Annotated in this window: 11 protein-coding genes; 7 read left to right on the top strand and 4 right to left on the bottom strand. The window is 70.6% G+C overall.

The genetic code is table 11. The features are described 5' to 3' along the window. The first annotated feature begins 188 nt into the window (after positions 1-188). Positions 189-1,697 carry an amino acid permease gene (locus KGS77_RS23965; RefSeq protein ID WP_242585047.1) on the top strand — a complete coding sequence of 503 codons (1,509 nt, stop codon included), beginning with the start codon at positions 189-191 and terminating at the stop codon, positions 1,695-1,697. Here KGS77_RS23965 and KGS77_RS23960 read toward each other — a convergent pair. Then, on the bottom strand, positions 1,661-3,541 hold the full coding sequence (locus tag KGS77_RS23960) for a serine/threonine-protein kinase (RefSeq protein ID WP_242585046.1): 1,881 nt from the start codon (positions 3,539-3,541) through the stop codon (positions 1,661-1,663). The genes KGS77_RS23965 and KGS77_RS23960 overlap by 37 nt on opposite strands. Positions 3,542-3,604: 63 nt before the next feature. Between KGS77_RS23960 and KGS77_RS23955 the strand changes: the two genes are divergently transcribed. Next, positions 3,605-4,363 (top strand): hypothetical protein, encoded by a 759-nt coding sequence (locus KGS77_RS23955; RefSeq protein WP_242585045.1) that lies wholly within the window; start codon positions 3,605-3,607, stop codon positions 4,361-4,363. 75 nt (positions 4,364-4,438) lie between these two features. Here the strand turns inward: KGS77_RS23955 and KGS77_RS23950 are convergent, their stop codons facing one another. Next, a complete protein-coding gene (locus KGS77_RS23950; RefSeq protein WP_242585044.1) occupies positions 4,439-5,038 on the bottom strand; it encodes a biotin transporter BioY in 600 nt (199 codons plus the stop codon). A gap of 309 nt (positions 5,039-5,347) precedes the next feature. Here KGS77_RS23950 and KGS77_RS23945 point away from each other — a divergent pair, with 309 nt between their 5' ends. The 3 genes from KGS77_RS23945 to KGS77_RS23935 all read left to right on the top strand — a co-directional run bounded on the left by KGS77_RS23945 (position 5,348) and on the right by KGS77_RS23935 (position 9,185). Further along, positions 5,348-6,778, top strand: coding sequence for an amino acid permease (locus tag KGS77_RS23945; protein ID WP_242585043.1), 1,431 nt, complete (start codon positions 5,348-5,350; stop codon positions 6,776-6,778). Between the two features lie 186 nt (positions 6,779-6,964). Continuing rightward, the gene (locus KGS77_RS23940) at positions 6,965-8,386 is read left to right on the top strand and encodes an amino acid permease (RefSeq protein ID WP_242585042.1); all 1,422 of its coding nucleotides are present in this window, start codon (positions 6,965-6,967) and stop codon (positions 8,384-8,386) included. Positions 8,387-8,543: 157 nt separating this feature from the next. Next, complete coding sequence (locus KGS77_RS23935; protein ID WP_242585041.1) at positions 8,544-9,185, top strand: superoxide dismutase; 642 nt, start codon at positions 8,544-8,546, stop codon at positions 9,183-9,185. 768 nt (positions 9,186-9,953) lie between these two features. Here KGS77_RS23935 and KGS77_RS23930 read toward each other — a convergent pair. Continuing rightward, on the bottom strand, positions 9,954-10,592 hold the full coding sequence (locus KGS77_RS23930) for a DsbA family protein (protein ID WP_242585040.1): 639 nt from the start codon (positions 10,590-10,592) through the stop codon (positions 9,954-9,956). Between the two features lie 97 nt (positions 10,593-10,689). On the opposite strand from KGS77_RS23930, the gene pepN reads away from it, so the two are divergent. After that, on the top strand, positions 10,690-13,377 hold the full coding sequence (gene pepN, locus KGS77_RS23925) for an aminopeptidase N (RefSeq protein ID WP_242585039.1): 2,688 nt from the start codon (positions 10,690-10,692) through the stop codon (positions 13,375-13,377). A gap of 124 nt (positions 13,378-13,501) precedes the next feature. Then, positions 13,502-14,602: a hypothetical protein gene (locus KGS77_RS23920; protein WP_242585038.1), complete on the top strand. Its 1,101-nt coding sequence runs from the start codon at positions 13,502-13,504 to the stop codon at positions 14,600-14,602. 235 nt (positions 14,603-14,837) lie between these two features. Here KGS77_RS23920 and KGS77_RS23915 read toward each other — a convergent pair whose 3' ends face one another. Then, positions 14,838-16,133: a serine hydrolase domain-containing protein gene (locus KGS77_RS23915; RefSeq protein ID WP_242585037.1), complete on the bottom strand. Its 1,296-nt coding sequence runs from the start codon at positions 16,131-16,133 to the stop codon at positions 14,838-14,840. Positions 16,134-16,198: the final 65 nt, after the last annotated feature.

Below are 16,198 nucleotides of genomic sequence, written 5' to 3'. Positions count from 1 at the left end.
CCCCGTTCCGTTCCCCGCTCCGTACGGAACCGAGGGGACCGGCCGCCCTCCCGCCGGGCGGTTCCGCCGGCTCCTCGTACAACGATCCGGAGTCGGGCCTTCCAAAACGGACGTTGACGCAGTTCTAATGCGGGGACTCGAACGCGAGAACCACAGAGGGACCGCAGAAGAACAGAAGGACGGTGCACATGGGCGCGCATCCGCCGACCATGCAAAAGGGCGCGAACGCCGGCGGCCCCGGCGGCCCCGGCGGAGGTCAGCCGCAGGACGGCCTGCAAAAAGGGCTGAAGAACCGCCATCTGTCGATGATCGCCATCGGTGGCGTGATCGGCGCCGGCCTCTTCGTCGGCTCCGGCGCCGGCATCTCGGCCGCCGGGCCGGGCATCCTGATCTCCTACGCGCTGACCGGCCTGCTGGTCGTCCTGGTGATGCGGATGCTCGGCGAGATGGCCGCGGCCTCGCCGGCCTCCGGGTCCTTCTCCACGTACGCCGACCGCGCGCTGGGCCGCTGGGCGGGCTTCACCATCGGCTGGCTGTACTGGTTCTTCTGGTCGGTCGTACTGGCCGTGGAGGCGACCGCCGCCGCCGGAATCCTGACCAACTGGGTCCCGGCCGTCCCGCAGTGGGCCTGGGCGCTGATCGTCATGATCGTGCTGACCGGCACCAACCTGATCTCGGTCGGCTCCTTCGGCGAGTTCGAGTTCTGGTTCGCCGGGATCAAGGTCGTGGCGATCGTCGTCTTCATCGCGGTCGGCGCGCTGGCGATCTTCGGGCTGCCGCCGGGCGACCAGGCGGTGGGGCTGAGCAATCTGACCGGGAAGGGCGGATTCCTGCCCAACGGTCCGGGCGCGATCCTCTCCGGCATGCTGCTGGTGGTCTTCTCCTTCATGGGCAGCGAGATCGTCACCCTGGCGGCGAGCGAGTCGCCGAACCCGGTGATGGCGGTCCGCAAGGCCGTCAACAGCGTCATCTGGCGCATCGCGATCTTCTACATCGGTTCGATCTCGGTGATCGTCACGCTGCTGCCGTGGAACGACCCCGAGGTGCGCAAGAGCCCGTACGTGGCCGTGCTGAAGTCGCTGGACATCCCGTACGCGGGCACGGTCATGGACGTCGTCGTGCTCACCGCGGTGCTCTCCTGCCTCAACTCCGGCCTCTACACCGCCTCCCGCATGGCGTTCTCGCTCGGCGAGCGCGGCGATGCCCCCAAGTCCTTCACCCGGGTCAACAAGGGCGGCGTCCCGGCGGTCGCCATCTGGGCCTCGGTCGCCTTCGGCTTCGTGGCCACGATCTTCAGCTACACCTCGAAGGACACCGTCTTCCAGTTCCTGCTGAACTCCTCCGGGGCGGTGGCGCTCTTCGTCTGGCTGGTCATCTGCTTCTCGCAGTTGCGGATGCGCAGGGTCATCCAGCGGGACACGCCGGAGCGGCTGACGGTACGGATGTGGCTGTACCCGTATGCGACGTACGCGACGATCGTGCTGATCCTCTTCGTCGTGGGCTACATGTTCTACAACCCCGACGGCCGTGAGCAGATGATCATGTCGGTGGTCGTGGGCGTACTGGTGCTGGTCGTCGGGCTGGTGCTGGAGCGCCGGCGGCACGCCGCGGGCGGCCGGGACGGCCTCGCGGCCGAAGGTGGCGAGGGCGGTCAGGGCGGTCAGGATGTACGGAAGGACTCCTTGACCCGCTCATAGGCGCGCAGGGCGGCGGTCCCGGAGGAATCCAGGTACCAGAGGTTGATCTGGTACGTCCGGCCCGCCGCCCGGAAGCCGAGCTGCCGCCCGTGGGCCGGCTTGTCGCCGTCCCGCGTGTAGGCGAACTCCCAGGTCACGGCCGGGTGCCCATGGAAGACCGCACGCTGTAACGCGATCTTGCGGTAGCCCGGTACGTCGTGCTGCTGCGCCTCGTAGCGCTGCCAGATCGTCAGCAGGTCACCGCCGGTCGAGGCGTTCTGACGGGCGGAGATCAGGACCGCGCCGTCCGTGGTGCTGTAGGTGATGTCCGAGGGGCTCTCGGCGGTACGGTTCCAGCCGACCGGCGGCACCCAGGTGAAACCCGCCTCGTAGCGGCGTGGTGCGCCGGTCGCGGGGCCGCCGGTGCCGGCGCTCGCACCCCCCGTACCGGTTCCCGCACCTGTGGAGGAACCGGTGACGGTCACCACCGGGCCGCCGCCACGGCCCGACTGCTGGGAGGCGATCAGCCCCGCCACCGCCGCCCCCGAGGCCACCACGGCGGCCACCGCTGCCGCCACCACCCATGTGGTACGCCGTCGGCTGCGCGCGGGCGGCGGGACGGCGTCCCGTACGGGTGCGGTGCGGGCCGGTTCGGGCCCGTGCCCGGATGCAAGCCCGGGTCCGGATTCAGGTCCGGCTTCGGGCTCGGGCTCGGGTTCGGGCGGGGACGCCTCCGACTCGGCCGCCCGGGGTTCGGACGGCGCTTCGGCGCCGGATGCCGCGGGCGCCTGCCCTTCAGACGCCTCAAGCTCCACAGGCTCCTCGGGCTCCACAGGCTCCGCAGGCTCCTCGGGCGCCGCGTGCGCCGCGTGCGCCGTGCCCGTGGCGGGTGCCGCCGCGGTCGCTTCCGGCGCCATGGACTCCCCCATCGCTTTGCGGGGATCAGCCGCCGACGCGAGCGGGGGCGTGGCCGCCACGTCGGCCACGGTGGGCGAGTACGCCCTCCCCGGCGCCTCACCGGCCGCGAACGGCGCCAGGGCCGCCTCGACGCGCGCGAGGTCGGGCCGGTCCGACGGCGCCTTGCGCAGGAGCTCGGCGAGGATGCCGGCCAGTGGGCCCGCGGCGGACGGAATGGACGGTTCCTCGTGCAGGACGGCGTGCAGGGTGGCCAGGGTCGTGGCACGGGTGAACGGTGACTGTCCGGCGAGTGCGGCGCACAGGGTCGCGCCGAGGGACCACAGGTCGGACGGCGGTCCCTGTTTCCTGCCCTCGATGCGTTCGGGGGCCATGTAGTCGGGTGAGCCGACGAGCGTGCCGGCCATCGTCAGGGCCGTGGCGTCCTGCATCGCCGCGATGCCGAAGTCGGTCAGTACGACCTCGCCCCGCTCGTCGATCAGTACGTTGCCGGGCTTGATGTCACGGTGCAGCACTCCCACCGCGTGCACCTGGCGCAGCGCGCGGGCCAGTCCGAGGCCGATCCCGGCGACCGGGGCGAGGGCCGGCGGCCCGTCCTGGGCCAGGATCTGTTCCAGCGAGCGGGCCCGTATCAACTGCATGACGATCCACAGCCGGTCGCCTTCCTCGGCCACGTCATAGACCCGTACCACGTTGGGATGGTCGATACGGGCGGTGGCGCGTGCCTCGCGCAGGCTGCGTTCGCGCCGGATCACCATCTCCTCCCCGGCCGGCTCGTCGATCCGTATTTCCTTGACGGCCACCCAGCGGTCCAGCAATTCGTCGCGGGCGCACCAGACCCGTCCCATTCCGCCGCGCCCGATCAATTCCCCCAGCCGGTAACGACCGGCCGCCAGACGCCCCTGACCCTCATCGCCCGGATTTCCCACCATGCGCAGCCCCCACAGCACCAGCGGAATCTTGTGGTACCCATCAAATACCTCGGAAGAGGATGCAGATAGGGGGGTTCAGGAATGCACACCATCCGACAGGGACCGCGGGCGGCGGCGGTCGCCGCCGCGACGGCGGCACTGCTGCTTCCGTTCGGTTCCGCGGCCTTCGCCGCCGATCCCACGCCGGGCAGCAGCCAGGGCGGCAAGGCGGGGCCGGACGTCCCGGCCGGCTACCGGGTCACCACCGGGCTGCCGGCGAAGATCTCCGTGGCCACCGCCTCCGGCGCCACCTCGCTGACCGCCACCGTCTCCAACAAAGGAACCGTCGCCGCCGAAGACCTGCGCCTTTCCGTCGTCGGCTACAAAGGGCTGACGGTCAAGAACGTCGAGGGCTGTGTGCGGATTCCCACCGACCAGCTTCCCAAGGATTCCAACAGCGGCTTCTCGTGCTCCGTCGGCGGGCTGGCGATCGGAAAGAGCCGTGCGTACAAAGTCACCGCACAATTCGATCTGAAGCGGCAGGGGCAGATCTGTCTGCCGGTGACCCTGGGCCATTCCAAGACGCTGCTGTGGCAGCAGGGGCCGGTCGACTTCGGGACTTCCCAGCCGATCGCGGACGCCCCGGACACCCCGCTGTCTCTGGGGACGCCGAACGTGCCGGCCGGCGGGCCGCAGACCACGCCTGCCCCCTCGGCGCCCTCCCACAAGAAGCCGCCGGTCCACAAGCTGCCCCGCACGGGCGCGCCGCCGCTGGCCGCGCTGACCGGGCTCGCCGCGGGTCTGCTGACCGTGGGCGGCGCCGGGTTGTGGCTGGCGGGCCGCAGGGCGGGCCGCCGATGAGGCCCGTCCTGCCGTACGGCACCGGGCTCCGCCCCACCGCTTGGTGGTACGGAGCCCGGTCTGCTGGAAGGGGGGTCAGCCGCGGCGGCCGGCCAGCTTCCAGGCGGTGGGCAGCGCGCCCATCGCCAGCGCGGCCTTGAGGACGTCACCGATCAGGAAGGGGACGAGCCCGGCCGCGACCGCCTGGCCGAAGGACATGCCCGTGCTCAGGGCGAGGCAGGGCACGCCGATCGCGTAGATGATCACGGTGCCCACGGCCATCGTGCCGGCCGTGCGCAGCGCGCCGCGGTCACCGCCGCGCCGGGCCAGCGCGCCCACCGCGGTCGCGGCGAGCAGCATGCCCAGGACGTAGCCGAAGGTGGCGCCGCCGGCACCGGACGCGCCGCCGGCGAACCAGGGCAGGCCCGCCATGCCGGCCAGGGCGTACAGCGCGAGGGAGAGGAAGCCGCGGCCGGCCCCGAGCGAAGCGCCGACCAGCAGGGCGGCGAAGGTCTGGCCGGTGACCGGGACCGGGGAGCCGGGGACGGGGACGGCTATCTGGGCGGCGATGCCGGTGAGCGCGGCGCCACCGGCGACCAGCGCGGCGTCGCGGACGCGGGCGCGGGTGGCCGAGGCGGCGGGCAGCAGGTCGGCGAGGACCGCACCGGGGCTGGTGGTTGCGGCGGCGTTGCTCATCGGGACTCCGCAAGGTGTGAAGGGCGGTGAATGACAGGGACGCGTCGACGTTAGTGCAGAGCGGGCGCGGCGATCATCGTGTGTCGGCGACAAAGGCATAACGGCCGTCTTGGAGAGTTCCGAACAACCGCAGCCGGGCCGTGCGGGGCCGGGAATCCGCGCTTGCGCACAGGTCACGTGATGCTTGTCACGGCAGACGCCTCGGGCGGGAATTCGTTTTGTGGTAGCGCGCGGCTTACGGGGAAACTGAGGGCACGACGCGGGGACCTGTGGGGTTCCCTCACTCACCCCTTGCGAGAGTACGAGCCCATGCATGACGCACCGACGGCCGCCGGGAGGACTTCCTCCGAGGACGGCGCCGGCCCCGGCTCCGGCGAGCGCGAACCTCTGTCCGCGGGGCTCAAGCAGCGCCATCTGACCATGCTGGGCCTGGGCGGGGTGATCGGCGCGGGCCTGTTCGTGGGCTCCGGCGCGGGTATCTCCGTGGCCGGGCCGGGCATCGTGGTGTCGTATCTGATCGCGGGCGCGCTGGCCATGATGATCATGCGGATGCTCGGCGAGATGTCCTCGGCGATGCCTGCCTCCGGTGCGTTCTCCGTGCACGCCGAGCGGGCGCTGGGCCGCTGGGCCGGCTTCAGCGTGGGCTGGCTGTACTGGTTCATGCTGGTGGTGGTGCTGGCGGTGGAGGCGACCGGTGCGGCGCGGATCGCCCATGGCTGGCTGCCGTCGGTCCCCCAGTGGGGCTGGGTGCTGATCTTCATGGTGGTCTTCACCGCCGCCAACCTGACGGCCGTGAAGAACTTCGGCGAGTTCGAGTTCTGGTTCGCGACGCTGAAGGTCGCCGCGATCGTCCTCTTCCTCGTCCTGAGTCTGCTGGCCATCTTCGGTGTCCTTCCCGATACCGAGCCGGTCGGGCTGTCCAACCTCGCCGACCAGGGGGGCTTCCTGCCCAACGGCTGGGAGGGTGTGGTCTCCGGTGTCCTGGCGGTGGTCTTCGCGTTCGGCGGACTGGAGGTCGTCACGATCGCCGCCGCCGAGTCCGCCGACCCGGCGCGCAACGTTGCACGAGCGGTACGCAACGCGGTGTGGCGCATCCTCTTCTTCTACGTCGGTTCGATGCTGGTCATCGTCACGCTGCTGCCGTGGTGGTCGATGCAGCCGGGCAAGAGTCCGTACGTGGCCGTGCTGGAGCGCATCGGCGTGTCCGGCGCGGGCCAGATCATGAACGTCGTGGTCTTCGTGGCCCTGCTCTCGGCACTGAACGCCAACCTCTACGGTTCCTCCCGGATGGTGTTCTCGCTGGCCGAGAGGGGCGAGGCGCCGCGTGCACTGCTGAAGGTGTCGCGCGGCGGAGTGCCGGTCAAAGCCGTATTCGCCTCGGTCGCCTTCGGTTTCGTATCGGTCCTGCTCAATCTGAAGTGGCCGGACTCGGTCTTCCTCTACATGCTCAACGCGGTCGGCGCGGTGCTGCTGTTCGTCTGGGGCCTGATCGCCGTCTCCCAGCTCCGGCTGCGCCGGCACATCGAACGTACGGCGCCGGAGAAGCTGACCCTGCGCATGTGGGGCTTCCCCTGGCTGACCTGGGTGGTGCTGGCCGCCATGGTCACCGTCCTGGTCCTGATGGTCACCGACGAGGGATCCCGTCCGCAGTTGCTGTGGTCGGCCGGCACCACCGGCGCGGTCCTGCTCATCGCGGCCGTACGCGAGCTGCGCGCCCGCAAGAGGCTCCCCACCGACTGAGAATCGCCCCCTCCCCTTTCACCTCACGTCATTTCTGACGACTGTACGACCACGCACGGTGACGATCTCGTCTGAATACCGAACAACTGCTGCACGACTGTTGCCCTGAGCGGACACCGGCACTCAAACTGAGCGCGTTTTCACGCCCCGTTTGCTCCGCTCTCACATACTGGGACAGGTACGACCATGAACCGGACACCTTCGTCCGCCGCGCCCGAGCGCGAGCAGACCGACGCGGTCCCGGGCGCCGGCCACGGCGGCGGGCCCTCACTGTCCAACGGCCTCAAGCAGCGCCATCTCTCCATGATCGCCCTGGGCGGAGTGATCGGTGCGGGCCTGTTCGTCAGCTCCGGCAAGGGCATCGCGGCGGCCGGCCCCTCCATCGTGGCCGCCTACGCACTGTCCGGTGCCCTGGTCATGCTGGTGATGCGCATGCTGGGCGAGATGGCCGCGGCCAACCCCGCCTCCGGCTCCTTCTCCGTCCACGCCGAACGCTCCATCGGCCCCTGGGCCGGCTTCACGGCGGGCTGGATGTTCACCGCCCTGCTCTGCGTGGCGGTGGCCGCGGAGGCGCTCGGCGCCGCGGACATCGCGGCCAGTTGGTTCCCGGGCACCCAGCCCTGGATGTGGGTCCTGCTGTTCATGGCCGTCTTCTGCGGGACCAACCTCGCGGCGGTCAGCAACTTCGGCGAGTTCGAGTTCTGGTTCGCGGCCCTGAAGATCGCCGCGATCGGCATCTTCCTGGTCCTGGGCGCCCTGGCGATCCTCGGCGTCCTGCCCGGCACCTCCGCACCGGGCACCAGCAACCTCACCAGCGAGGGCGGTCTCCTCCCCAAGGGCTTCGACGGCCTGATGGTCGGTCTGCTGGCGTCCGTCTTCGCCTACGGCGGACTGGAGACCGTGACCATCGCCGCCGCCGAGTCCAAGGACCCGGTCCGCAGCGTGGCCCGCGCCGTACGGACCGCCATGTGGCGCATCGCCCTTTTCTACGTCGGCTCGATGGCGGTCATCGTCACCGTCATCCCCTGGAACGACCCCGCCGTCGCCAAGGACGGCCCCTACATCGCCGTCCTGAACCACCTGAACATCCCGGCAGCCGGCCAGATCATGAAGGTCGTCATCCTCATCGCCCTGCTGTCCGCGATGAACGCCAACATCTACGGCTCCTCCCGCATGGCCTACTCCCTCACCGCCCGCGGCCAGGGCCCGGCCTTCCTCGCCAAGGTCGGCGGCGGCGTACCGCGCCGCGCGGTGATCCTCTGCTCGGCCTTCGGCTTCCTCGCCGTCCTGTTCAGCTACTGGTGGCCCACCACCGTCTTCCAGTGGCTGCTCAACATGGTCGGCGCAGCCGTCCTGGTCGTCTGGGGCTTCATCGCCGTCGCCCAACTGCGGATGCGCCGCCGGCTCGAACGCGAGGCCCCCGAGAAGCTCGTGGTGAAGATGTGGGCGTTCCCCTTCCTGACCTGGGTGGCCCTGGCCGGCGTCGCCGCCGTACTCCTGCTGATGCTCCGCGACGGGGACCAGCGCGTACAGCTCCTGTTCACCGGCGGCTTCGCGGTGGTGCTCGCCGCCATCGGCCTGTGGCGCCAGAAGTCACGACGCGGCTGAACCACCCCGCACACCGGAGGCGGTGTGGGACCTCGGACCGAGGCCCCACACCGCCTCCGTCTTTTGGCCCAGGCCGCTCCCACAGCCTGATCTTGCTGGTAGCGTGCTTTTGCAAGAGAATTGCAACAAGCAGTCGTAAGCAGTTGGAGGGCTCGGCATGGCCATCTACACACTTCCTGAACTTCCGTACGACTACGCGGCGCTGGAACCGGTCATCAGCCCCGAGATCATCGAGCTGCACCACGACAAGCACCACGCGGCGTACGTCAAGGGCGCGAACGACACCCTCGAACAGCTCGAAGAGGCACGCGACAAGGACCAGTGGGGGGCCATCAACGGCCTGGAGAAGAACCTCGCGTTCCACCTCTCCGGCCACATCCTCCACAGCATCTACTGGCACAACATGACCGGCGACGGCGGCGGCGAACCGCTGGAGAAGGACGGCGTGGGCGAACTGGCCGACGCGATCGCCGAGAGCTTCGGCTCCTTCGCGAAGTTCAAGGCCCAGCTCACGAAGGCCGCCGCCACGACCCAGGGCTCCGGCTGGGGCGTCCTGGCCTACGAGCCGGTCACCGGCCGCCTCATCGTCGAACAGATCTACGACCACCAGGGCAACGTCGGCCAGGGCTCGGTCCCGATCCTGGTCTTCGACGCCTGGGAGCACGCGTTCTACCTCCAGTACAAGAACCAGAAGGTCGACTTCATCGAGGCCATGTGGCGCGTCGTCAACTGGCAGGACGTCTCCAAGCGGTACGCGTCCGCGAAGTCCCGCGCGAACAACCTCCTGCTGGCGCCGTAGGCGCCGTAGGCGCCGAAGGCGCCTACGGCGCCGTGTGTCCGTTACGGGGTGGCCCCCGTGGCGGTGTGGTGAACGTCCTGCCTCGTGATCGTCTTCTCAACCTTCACTTGGGCAGGCCGGAAGAAAGACGGAGCCCCACGAGGACGTGACTCGTGGGGCTCCGTCCGTGCGTTTCCGCCTTCGGCGGGAGGGTTTGGTGGGGTGGGCGCTTTGCGCTTGCTGAGTGGGTGGTGGCGGGGTCGGACCTGCGGGGGTGTGTGTCAAAGCTGCTTCGCTTTACGCTTTGACACACACCCCCTCCGGCCCGACCCCTCCCGTCCGTAGCGCGCCCACCCCTGGGAGGAGGGTTAGTAGGTGACCCGCCGTGCGGGTCGGTACCCGGAAGGCGGCTCCTGGTGGGAACAGCACAGGGCGGGCGTACGGGGATGTCGTACCGGGTTTGGAACCGCTAGTGGTCACGGCCGGCGGCTCGGGGACGGCCGGGCGTGGGCGTATCGGGGACTCCCCGCAGGGCCGTGTGCAAGACGCAGGCTTCCTTTCACGGCGTACCCGACACGCACACGGCCCGAGGAGAGGCCCCGGTGCGACCGCGCCCCACCCCACCCACCAACCGCACCGGGCCCAAGACCAAACAACCCGCAGGGAAACAAACAACACAGCGCCGCAGGCATCGCGCCACACACAACAACCCACCACCGGCGAGCCGCCGCCCACAAGCGCAGCCACCGCCGCAGGCGAAACCGCCGCGCCGTCACGGACGGAAACGGGTCAGTCGAAGATCGGCCCCTGCGTCCGCGTCCGCTTGATTTCGTAGAAGCCGGGGATCGAGGCGACCATCAGCGTGCCGTCCCACAGCCGGGCGGCCTCCTCGCCCTTGGGGGCCGGGGTGACGACCGGCCCGAAGAAGGCGATCGGCGAGCCGTCGGACCCGGGGACGGCGATGACCGGGGTGCCGACGTCCTGGCCGACCAGGTCGATCCCCGCCTTGTGCGAGACGCGCAGCGCCTCGTCATGCGCGTCGGAGTCCGCCGCGTCGGCGAGCTCGGCGGGCAGGCCGGCCTCCTCCAGCGCCGCAACGAACGTCGCCCGCTCCCACGGCAGCCCCTGGTTGTGCAGACGGGTACCCAGCGCCGTATACAGCCGCCCCAGAACCTCCGCGCCGTGCCGCTGCTCGGCGGCGATGCAGATGCGGGCCGGCCCCCAGGCCGGCCCGGCCATCGTCTCGCGGTAGTCCTGCGGCAGCTCCGCGAGCCGCGGCTCGTTCAGGACGGCCAGGCTCATGACGTGCCAGCGCACCTCGACGGGTCGTACGCGTTCCACCTCCAGCATCCAGCGGGAGGTCATCCAGGCCCAGGGGCACAGAGGGTCGAACCAGAAGTCGGCCGGGGTCTTGTCGGTGGTGGGCACGGGCGTCTCCTATCGCTCGGTCGACGCTTCAACGAAGCCACACCGTGCCATGATTCCCAGTGTTCGAAATACGAGACGAGGACGAGGGAGTCACGTCGTGCCCGGTGAGAATCTGTCCCGAGAAGAGGCGCGCGAACGGGCCCGGCTGCTGAGCGTCGAGGGGTACGACGTGGCGCTGGACCTGCGGTCCGCCGTCGCGCAGGGCGAGGCGGCCCGTACCTTCCGCTCGCGCACCACCATCCGCTTCCGCTGTGCCGAGCCGGGGGCCGCCACCTTCGCGGACCTCGTCGCGCCCGCGGTCACCGCCGTCTCCCTCAACGGCCGCGACCTGGATCCCGCCGAGGTCTTCGACGGGACGCGGATCGCGCTGGAGGGACTGGAGGGCCCGGACGCCGAGAACGTCCTGACCGTCGACGCGCAGTGCGCCTACAGCCGTACGGGTGAGGGAATGCACCGCTTCGTCGACCCCGAGGACGGCGAGGTCTACCTCTACACGCAGTACGAACCGGCCGACGCCCGCCGGGTGTTCGCCAACTTCGAGCAGCCCGACCTCAAGGCCCCCTTCACCTTCTCGGTGACCGCCCCCGAAGGCTGGGTCGTACTCAGCAACAGCAAGCGTGCGGCAAAAACCGCGGAAACCACGGGAACCGAAGGAACCGCGGAAACCACGGAAACCACGGAAACCGCGGGCACCGAAGGAACCGCGGAACCCGAAGAAACCGAAGCCGGAACCCACCGCTTCGCCCCGACCCGCCCCATCCCCACCTACATCACCGCGGTCGTGGCCGGCCCGTACCACATGGTCACCGACACCTACCGCCGGACCCTGCCGGACGGCACCACGCTGGAGATCCCGCTCGGCGCGCTGTGCCGCAAGGGGCTGGCCAAGCACTTCGACCCGGATGACATCTTCACCGTCACCAAGCAGGGGCTGGACTTCTTCCACGACCACTTCGACTACCCGTACCCCTTCGGGAAGTACGACCAGGCGTTCGTGCCGGAGTACAACATCGGGGCGATGGAGAACCCGGGGTGTGTGACGTTCCGGGAGGAGTTCGTCTTCCGCGGCAAGGTGACCAGCGCGTCCTACGAGCGCCGGGCCAACGTCATCCTGCACGAAATGGCGCACATGTGGTTCGGTGACCTGGTCACCATGCGCTGGTGGGACGACCTGTGGCTCAAGGAGTCCTTCGCGGACTTCATGGGCGCGCTGTCGCTGGTGGAGGCGACCCGTTTCACCAATGGGTGGATCACCTTCGCCAACGGGCGCAAGGCGTGGGCGTACCGTGCCGACCAGCTTCCCTCGACCCACCCGATCACGGCCGACATCCGTGACCTGGAGGACGCCAAGCTCAACTTCGACGGCATCACCTACGCCAAGGGTGCCTCGGTGCTCAAGCAGTTGGTGGCGTACGTGGGGCGGGAGGCGTTCCTGGAGGGGGCGCGGCGTTACTTCAAGCGGCACGCGTACGGGAACACCGAGCTGTCCGACCTGCTGTCGGTACTGGAGGAGACCTCGGGCCGGGACCTGTCCGCCTGGTCGCGCGCCTGGCTGGAGACGGCTGGCGTCAACTCCCTGACACCGCAGGTCACCTATGACGCGCAGGACCGGATCACGGAGCTGAGCCTGCTCCAGGAGGCGGCGCCGGCCCGTCCCGAGCTGCGCCCGCACCGGGTGGCGGTGGGGCTGTACCGGCGGCAGGACGCGGACGGCGCGCTGGTGCGGTACGCGCGCGCCGAGGTGGACGTCTCCGGGGTCCGTACGGTCGTGGACGAGCTGGCCGGGGCGGAGCGGCCCGAGCTGGTGCTGGTCAACGACGACGACCTGACGTACTGCAAGATCCGGTTCGACGCGAGCTCGCTGGAGACGCTGCGTGCCCGGCTCGGTGACGTCGCCGACCCGCTGGCCCGCGCGCTGTGCTGGTCCGCGGTGTGGGGCCTGACCCGCGACGGCCTGATGCCCGCCCGGGACTACCTGGGCCTGGTGCTGCGATTCGCCGGGCGGGAGTCGGACGTCGGGGTGCTCCAGTCGCTGCACGCCCAGGCCCGTACGGCGCTGACGCATTACACGGAGCCCGGGTGGCGCGAGCTGGGGGCGCGCGAGCTGGCGCAGGGCGCGCTGCACGAGCTGCGGCTGGCCGAGCCGGGCAGCGGCCACCAGTTGTCGTGGGCGCGTTTCTTCGCCTCGGTGGCCTCGACGGCCGCCGACTTCCAGCTCCTTCAGGGGCTGCTGGAGGGTACGGCGCGGATCGACGGCCTGGAGGTGGACCAGGAGCTGCGCTGGACGTTCCTGGAGCCGCTGGCCGCCCATGACGTCGTCGACGAGGCGGCCCTGGACGCGGAGCTGGCGCGCGATGACACCGCCTCCGGCAAGCGGCACCACGTGCGCTGTCTGGCGGCCCGTCCCTCGCCGGTGGTCAAGGCCCGTGCCTGGCAGGACGTCGTGGAGTCCGACGCGCTGTCCAACGCCCTGGTGGAGGCGACGATCTCGGGCCTGAACCAGTCGGGGCAGCGGGAGCTGCTGGCCCCGTACGCGCCGCGGTACTTCGAGGCGGTGGAGCGGGTGTGGCGGGAGCGGTCGATCGAGATCGGGATGGCCGTGGTCAAGGGGCTGTTCCCGATGCTCCAGGGCGACCGGGCGACGCTGGAGGCGGCCGACACCTGGCTGCGGGAGCATCCGCAGGCGGCGCCGGCGCTGCGGCGGCTGGTCTCCGAGGAGCGGGACGACCTGGCGCGGGCGCTGCGTGCACAGGCTTGTGACGCGGCGGCCGGGGAGAAGCCGTAACCGGCCTCCCCACCAGCCTCTTTCGGCGGTCGAACGCCCGTACTTGAGTACGCGGTTGTCCGCACTTGTCGACGAGCGTGTAACAGCGGTTAGGAGGCGGGATGAGGGCGGGAATGGCCGGGGCATGAACCACACTTCCCCAACCTCCGGCGGGGGGTCCCCCACCCCGCTCTCCCCCCGCCCGCTGCGTCACCTCTCCGACGTACAGCGCCGTGTCCTGACGGCGGGCCAGATGCGTGAGCACGGCGTCTCGGCGGCGGACCTCGCCGAGCGGTGCCGCCCCGGCGGCCCCTGGCAGCAGATCCTGCCGGGCGTGCACCTGCTGCACCCCGGTCCGCCCACCGGTGAGGAGCGGCTGCACGCCGTGCTGCTGTACGCCGCGGGCCGCCCCGCCCCCTCGGTCCCGGCGGTCCCGGCGGTCGCTCCGGCCCCGGCGGTCCCGGCGGCGCCCGGGCCGGGCGGCGTACCCGGCCCGGAGGAGGCGGTGATCACCGGGCTCGCGGCGCTGGCCGTGCACCGCTTCGCCACCGCTCCCCCGCTGCTCTCCCTGGACCGGATCGACGTCCTGGTGGAGCGCACCCGGCGGCTGCGCTCCACCGGCTTCGCCCGCGTGCTGCGCGTCCGTGCGCTGCCGCGGGCCCAGTGGATCACCGGCGTGCCGGTCGCCTCGGCGTCCCGGGCGCTGGCCGACGCCGTCAGGCAGCTCAGCGACGCGACAACGGTGCGCCGGCTGCTGATCGAGGCCGTACGGGACGGGCACTGTGAGGCGACGGCGCTGGTACGGGAGCTGTCCGACGCGCGGTTGCTGAGCCGGCCGCACGTGGTGGACGCGGTGGACGCCCTGCTGGCCGAGGGCCGGGCCCTGGCGGAGGGCCGGCTGTACGCGCTGGTGCGTGATCACCTGCTGCCGGACCCGCTGTGGAACGTGGAGCTGCGGCTGCCCGGCGGCCCGCGGCTGGGCGGGGTGGACGCGTACTGGCCGGCGCAGGCGCTGGCGCTGGCGCTGGAGGTCGACGCGCGGGCACCACGCCAGGAAGAGGAGGCGCCGGGAACGCAGTACGCGCGCAAGCGCCAGCACCTGGAGCGGCTGGGAATCACGGTGCTACGGGTCACCCCGCGCCAGTTGCGCGAGGCACCGGCGCAGCAGGCAACGTTGATCCGTACGGCGCTGATGGCGGCGGCCTGCCGGGAGCCGGAGGCGTATGTCGTGGTGCTGCCGAGATAGCCGGGCGGCGGCCAAGGGGCCCGCCTACAGGGCCGGGGCCGGAGGCCGGGAACCGGGCTCCCCCGAACGGCCGCGGTGCCGGGCCGCGGCCCTGTAGACCCGCGGCCCGGCACCGTACCTGAAAGTCCGGTCCAGGTCCTCGGCGCGCCTCAGCGTGCATCGGCGCTCCTCCAACGCGCCTCGCACGCGGCTCAGGCACCCCTCGGACGCTCCTCAGATGTGCCCCGGACGCGCCTCACTTGCCGCAGAATTCCGCTTCCAGGAGGGCTTCGAGGTCACCCACCCAGTCGCTGTTGAGGTTGAAGGAAGCGGCGTGCCGGCCGTCGCGGGTGACGGCGGCCATGGTCTCGGAGCCGTGGATGCCGCCGCCGTGTCCGTAGACCTGGGTGCCGCAGGAGAGCGTACGGTGCTGGAGGCCCAGGCCGTAGCGCAGACGGGGCGTTTCCTTGCTGGTGGGGACGGTGGTCAGCATCTCCTTGAGCTGCGGTCGCGGCAGCAGCCTCCCGCCGAGGACCGCCCGGTAGAAGCGGTTCAGGTCCCTCGTAGTGGAGATCATCTCACCGGCCGACGAGCCCCACGAGGGGTTGAGTTCGGTGGTGTCGTAGACCTTCGCGGCCGGGTCCTTCAGGAGGAGCTTGGAGTACGCGTGCCCGTGCCGGCCGGTCATGCGGGGGGAGTCCCCGGGGAGCTTGGTGGAGGTCAGCCCCAGGGGCCTGAGGATGCGCCGCTGGACCTCGGTGGTGTAGGAGTGACCGGTGACCTTCTTGATGACCATGCCGGCCAGGATGTAGTTGGTGTTGGAGTAGCCCCAGGACGTGCCGGGCGCGAAGACCGGCCGCTGCCCCATCGCCAGCCGCAGGACCTGCCGCGGGGTCCAGGAGTCGTACCGGTGCTTGAGGAAGCCGGCGCCGATGTACTTCCTGGTGAACTCCGCGGACTGCACGAAGTCGGCTATCCCGCTGGTCTGGTTGAGCAGTTGGCGCAGTGTGATCTTGCGGCCGTCGTGGCCGTGGCCGCGCACCTGGCCGGGCAGCCAGTGGTCGACGGTGTCCTCCAGACTCAGTCTGCCCTCCGCCTCCAGTTGCAGCAGGACGGTGGAGGTGAAGGACTTGGTGACGCTGCCGATGCGGAACGAGTCACCCGTGCCGCGCGGCTTGTGGGTCCTCAAGTCACCGACGCCCGCGGTGGCCCTCCAGATGCCGTGGCTGTCCAGCGTGCCCGCCAGTACGCCGGGGACGCCGGCCCGTACGGCGGCGGCCATCGCGGCCCCGGTCTTCGCGTGGTCCTTCCCCGCGGCGAGTGCCCTTCCGGCGGCGAGCGCCTTTCCGGCGGTGGGCGCAATTCCGGTGGCGTGTGCCTTTCCGGGGATAACCGCCTTTCCGGCGGCGTGTGCTGTGCCGGTGGCGAGTGCCTTTTCGGCGGCATCGGCCTTTTCGGTGGCGACTGCCGGGGGTGCGGCGAGGACGGCGCCGCCGAACACCACGATCGCGGTCGCACCCGCCAGTCCGGTCCGTAACGTACGCAACGTCATAGGAACCCCTCGTGTCCGTCTGTACCGACGACGAACACAGTCAGGCGAATGAGTTCCTCCGTCAC

The organism is Streptomyces sp. MST-110588 (genome assembly GCF_022695595.1).
GTDB lineage: Bacteria > Actinomycetota > Actinomycetes > Streptomycetales > Streptomycetaceae > Streptomyces.
The sequence above is the reverse complement of the archived record's forward strand: the minus strand, read 5'-3'. Positions and strand labels throughout refer to the sequence as shown.

Excerpts from the sequence above, each read along its gene's own strand:
- KGS77_RS23940 (WP_242585042.1), top strand. The coding sequence starts at position 6,965 with ATGAACCGGACACCTTCGTCCGCCGCGCCCGAGCGCGAGCAGACCGAC.
- KGS77_RS23920 (WP_242585038.1), top strand. The coding sequence starts at position 13,502 with ATGAACCACACTTCCCCAACCTCCGGCGGGGGGTCCCCCACCCCGCTC.
- KGS77_RS23955 (WP_242585045.1), top strand. The coding sequence starts at position 3,605 with ATGCACACCATCCGACAGGGACCGCGGGCGGCGGCGGTCGCCGCCGCG.
- KGS77_RS23950 (WP_242585044.1), bottom strand. The coding sequence starts at position 5,038 with ATGAGCAACGCCGCCGCAACCACCAGCCCCGGTGCGGTCCTCGCCGAC.
- KGS77_RS23915 (WP_242585037.1), bottom strand. The coding sequence starts at position 16,133 with ATGACGTTGCGTACGTTACGGACCGGACTGGCGGGTGCGACCGCGATC.
- KGS77_RS23935 (WP_242585041.1), top strand. The coding sequence starts at position 8,544 with ATGGCCATCTACACACTTCCTGAACTTCCGTACGACTACGCGGCGCTG.
- KGS77_RS23965 (WP_242585047.1), top strand. The coding sequence starts at position 189 with ATGGGCGCGCATCCGCCGACCATGCAAAAGGGCGCGAACGCCGGCGGC.
- KGS77_RS23945 (WP_242585043.1), top strand. The coding sequence starts at position 5,348 with ATGCATGACGCACCGACGGCCGCCGGGAGGACTTCCTCCGAGGACGGC.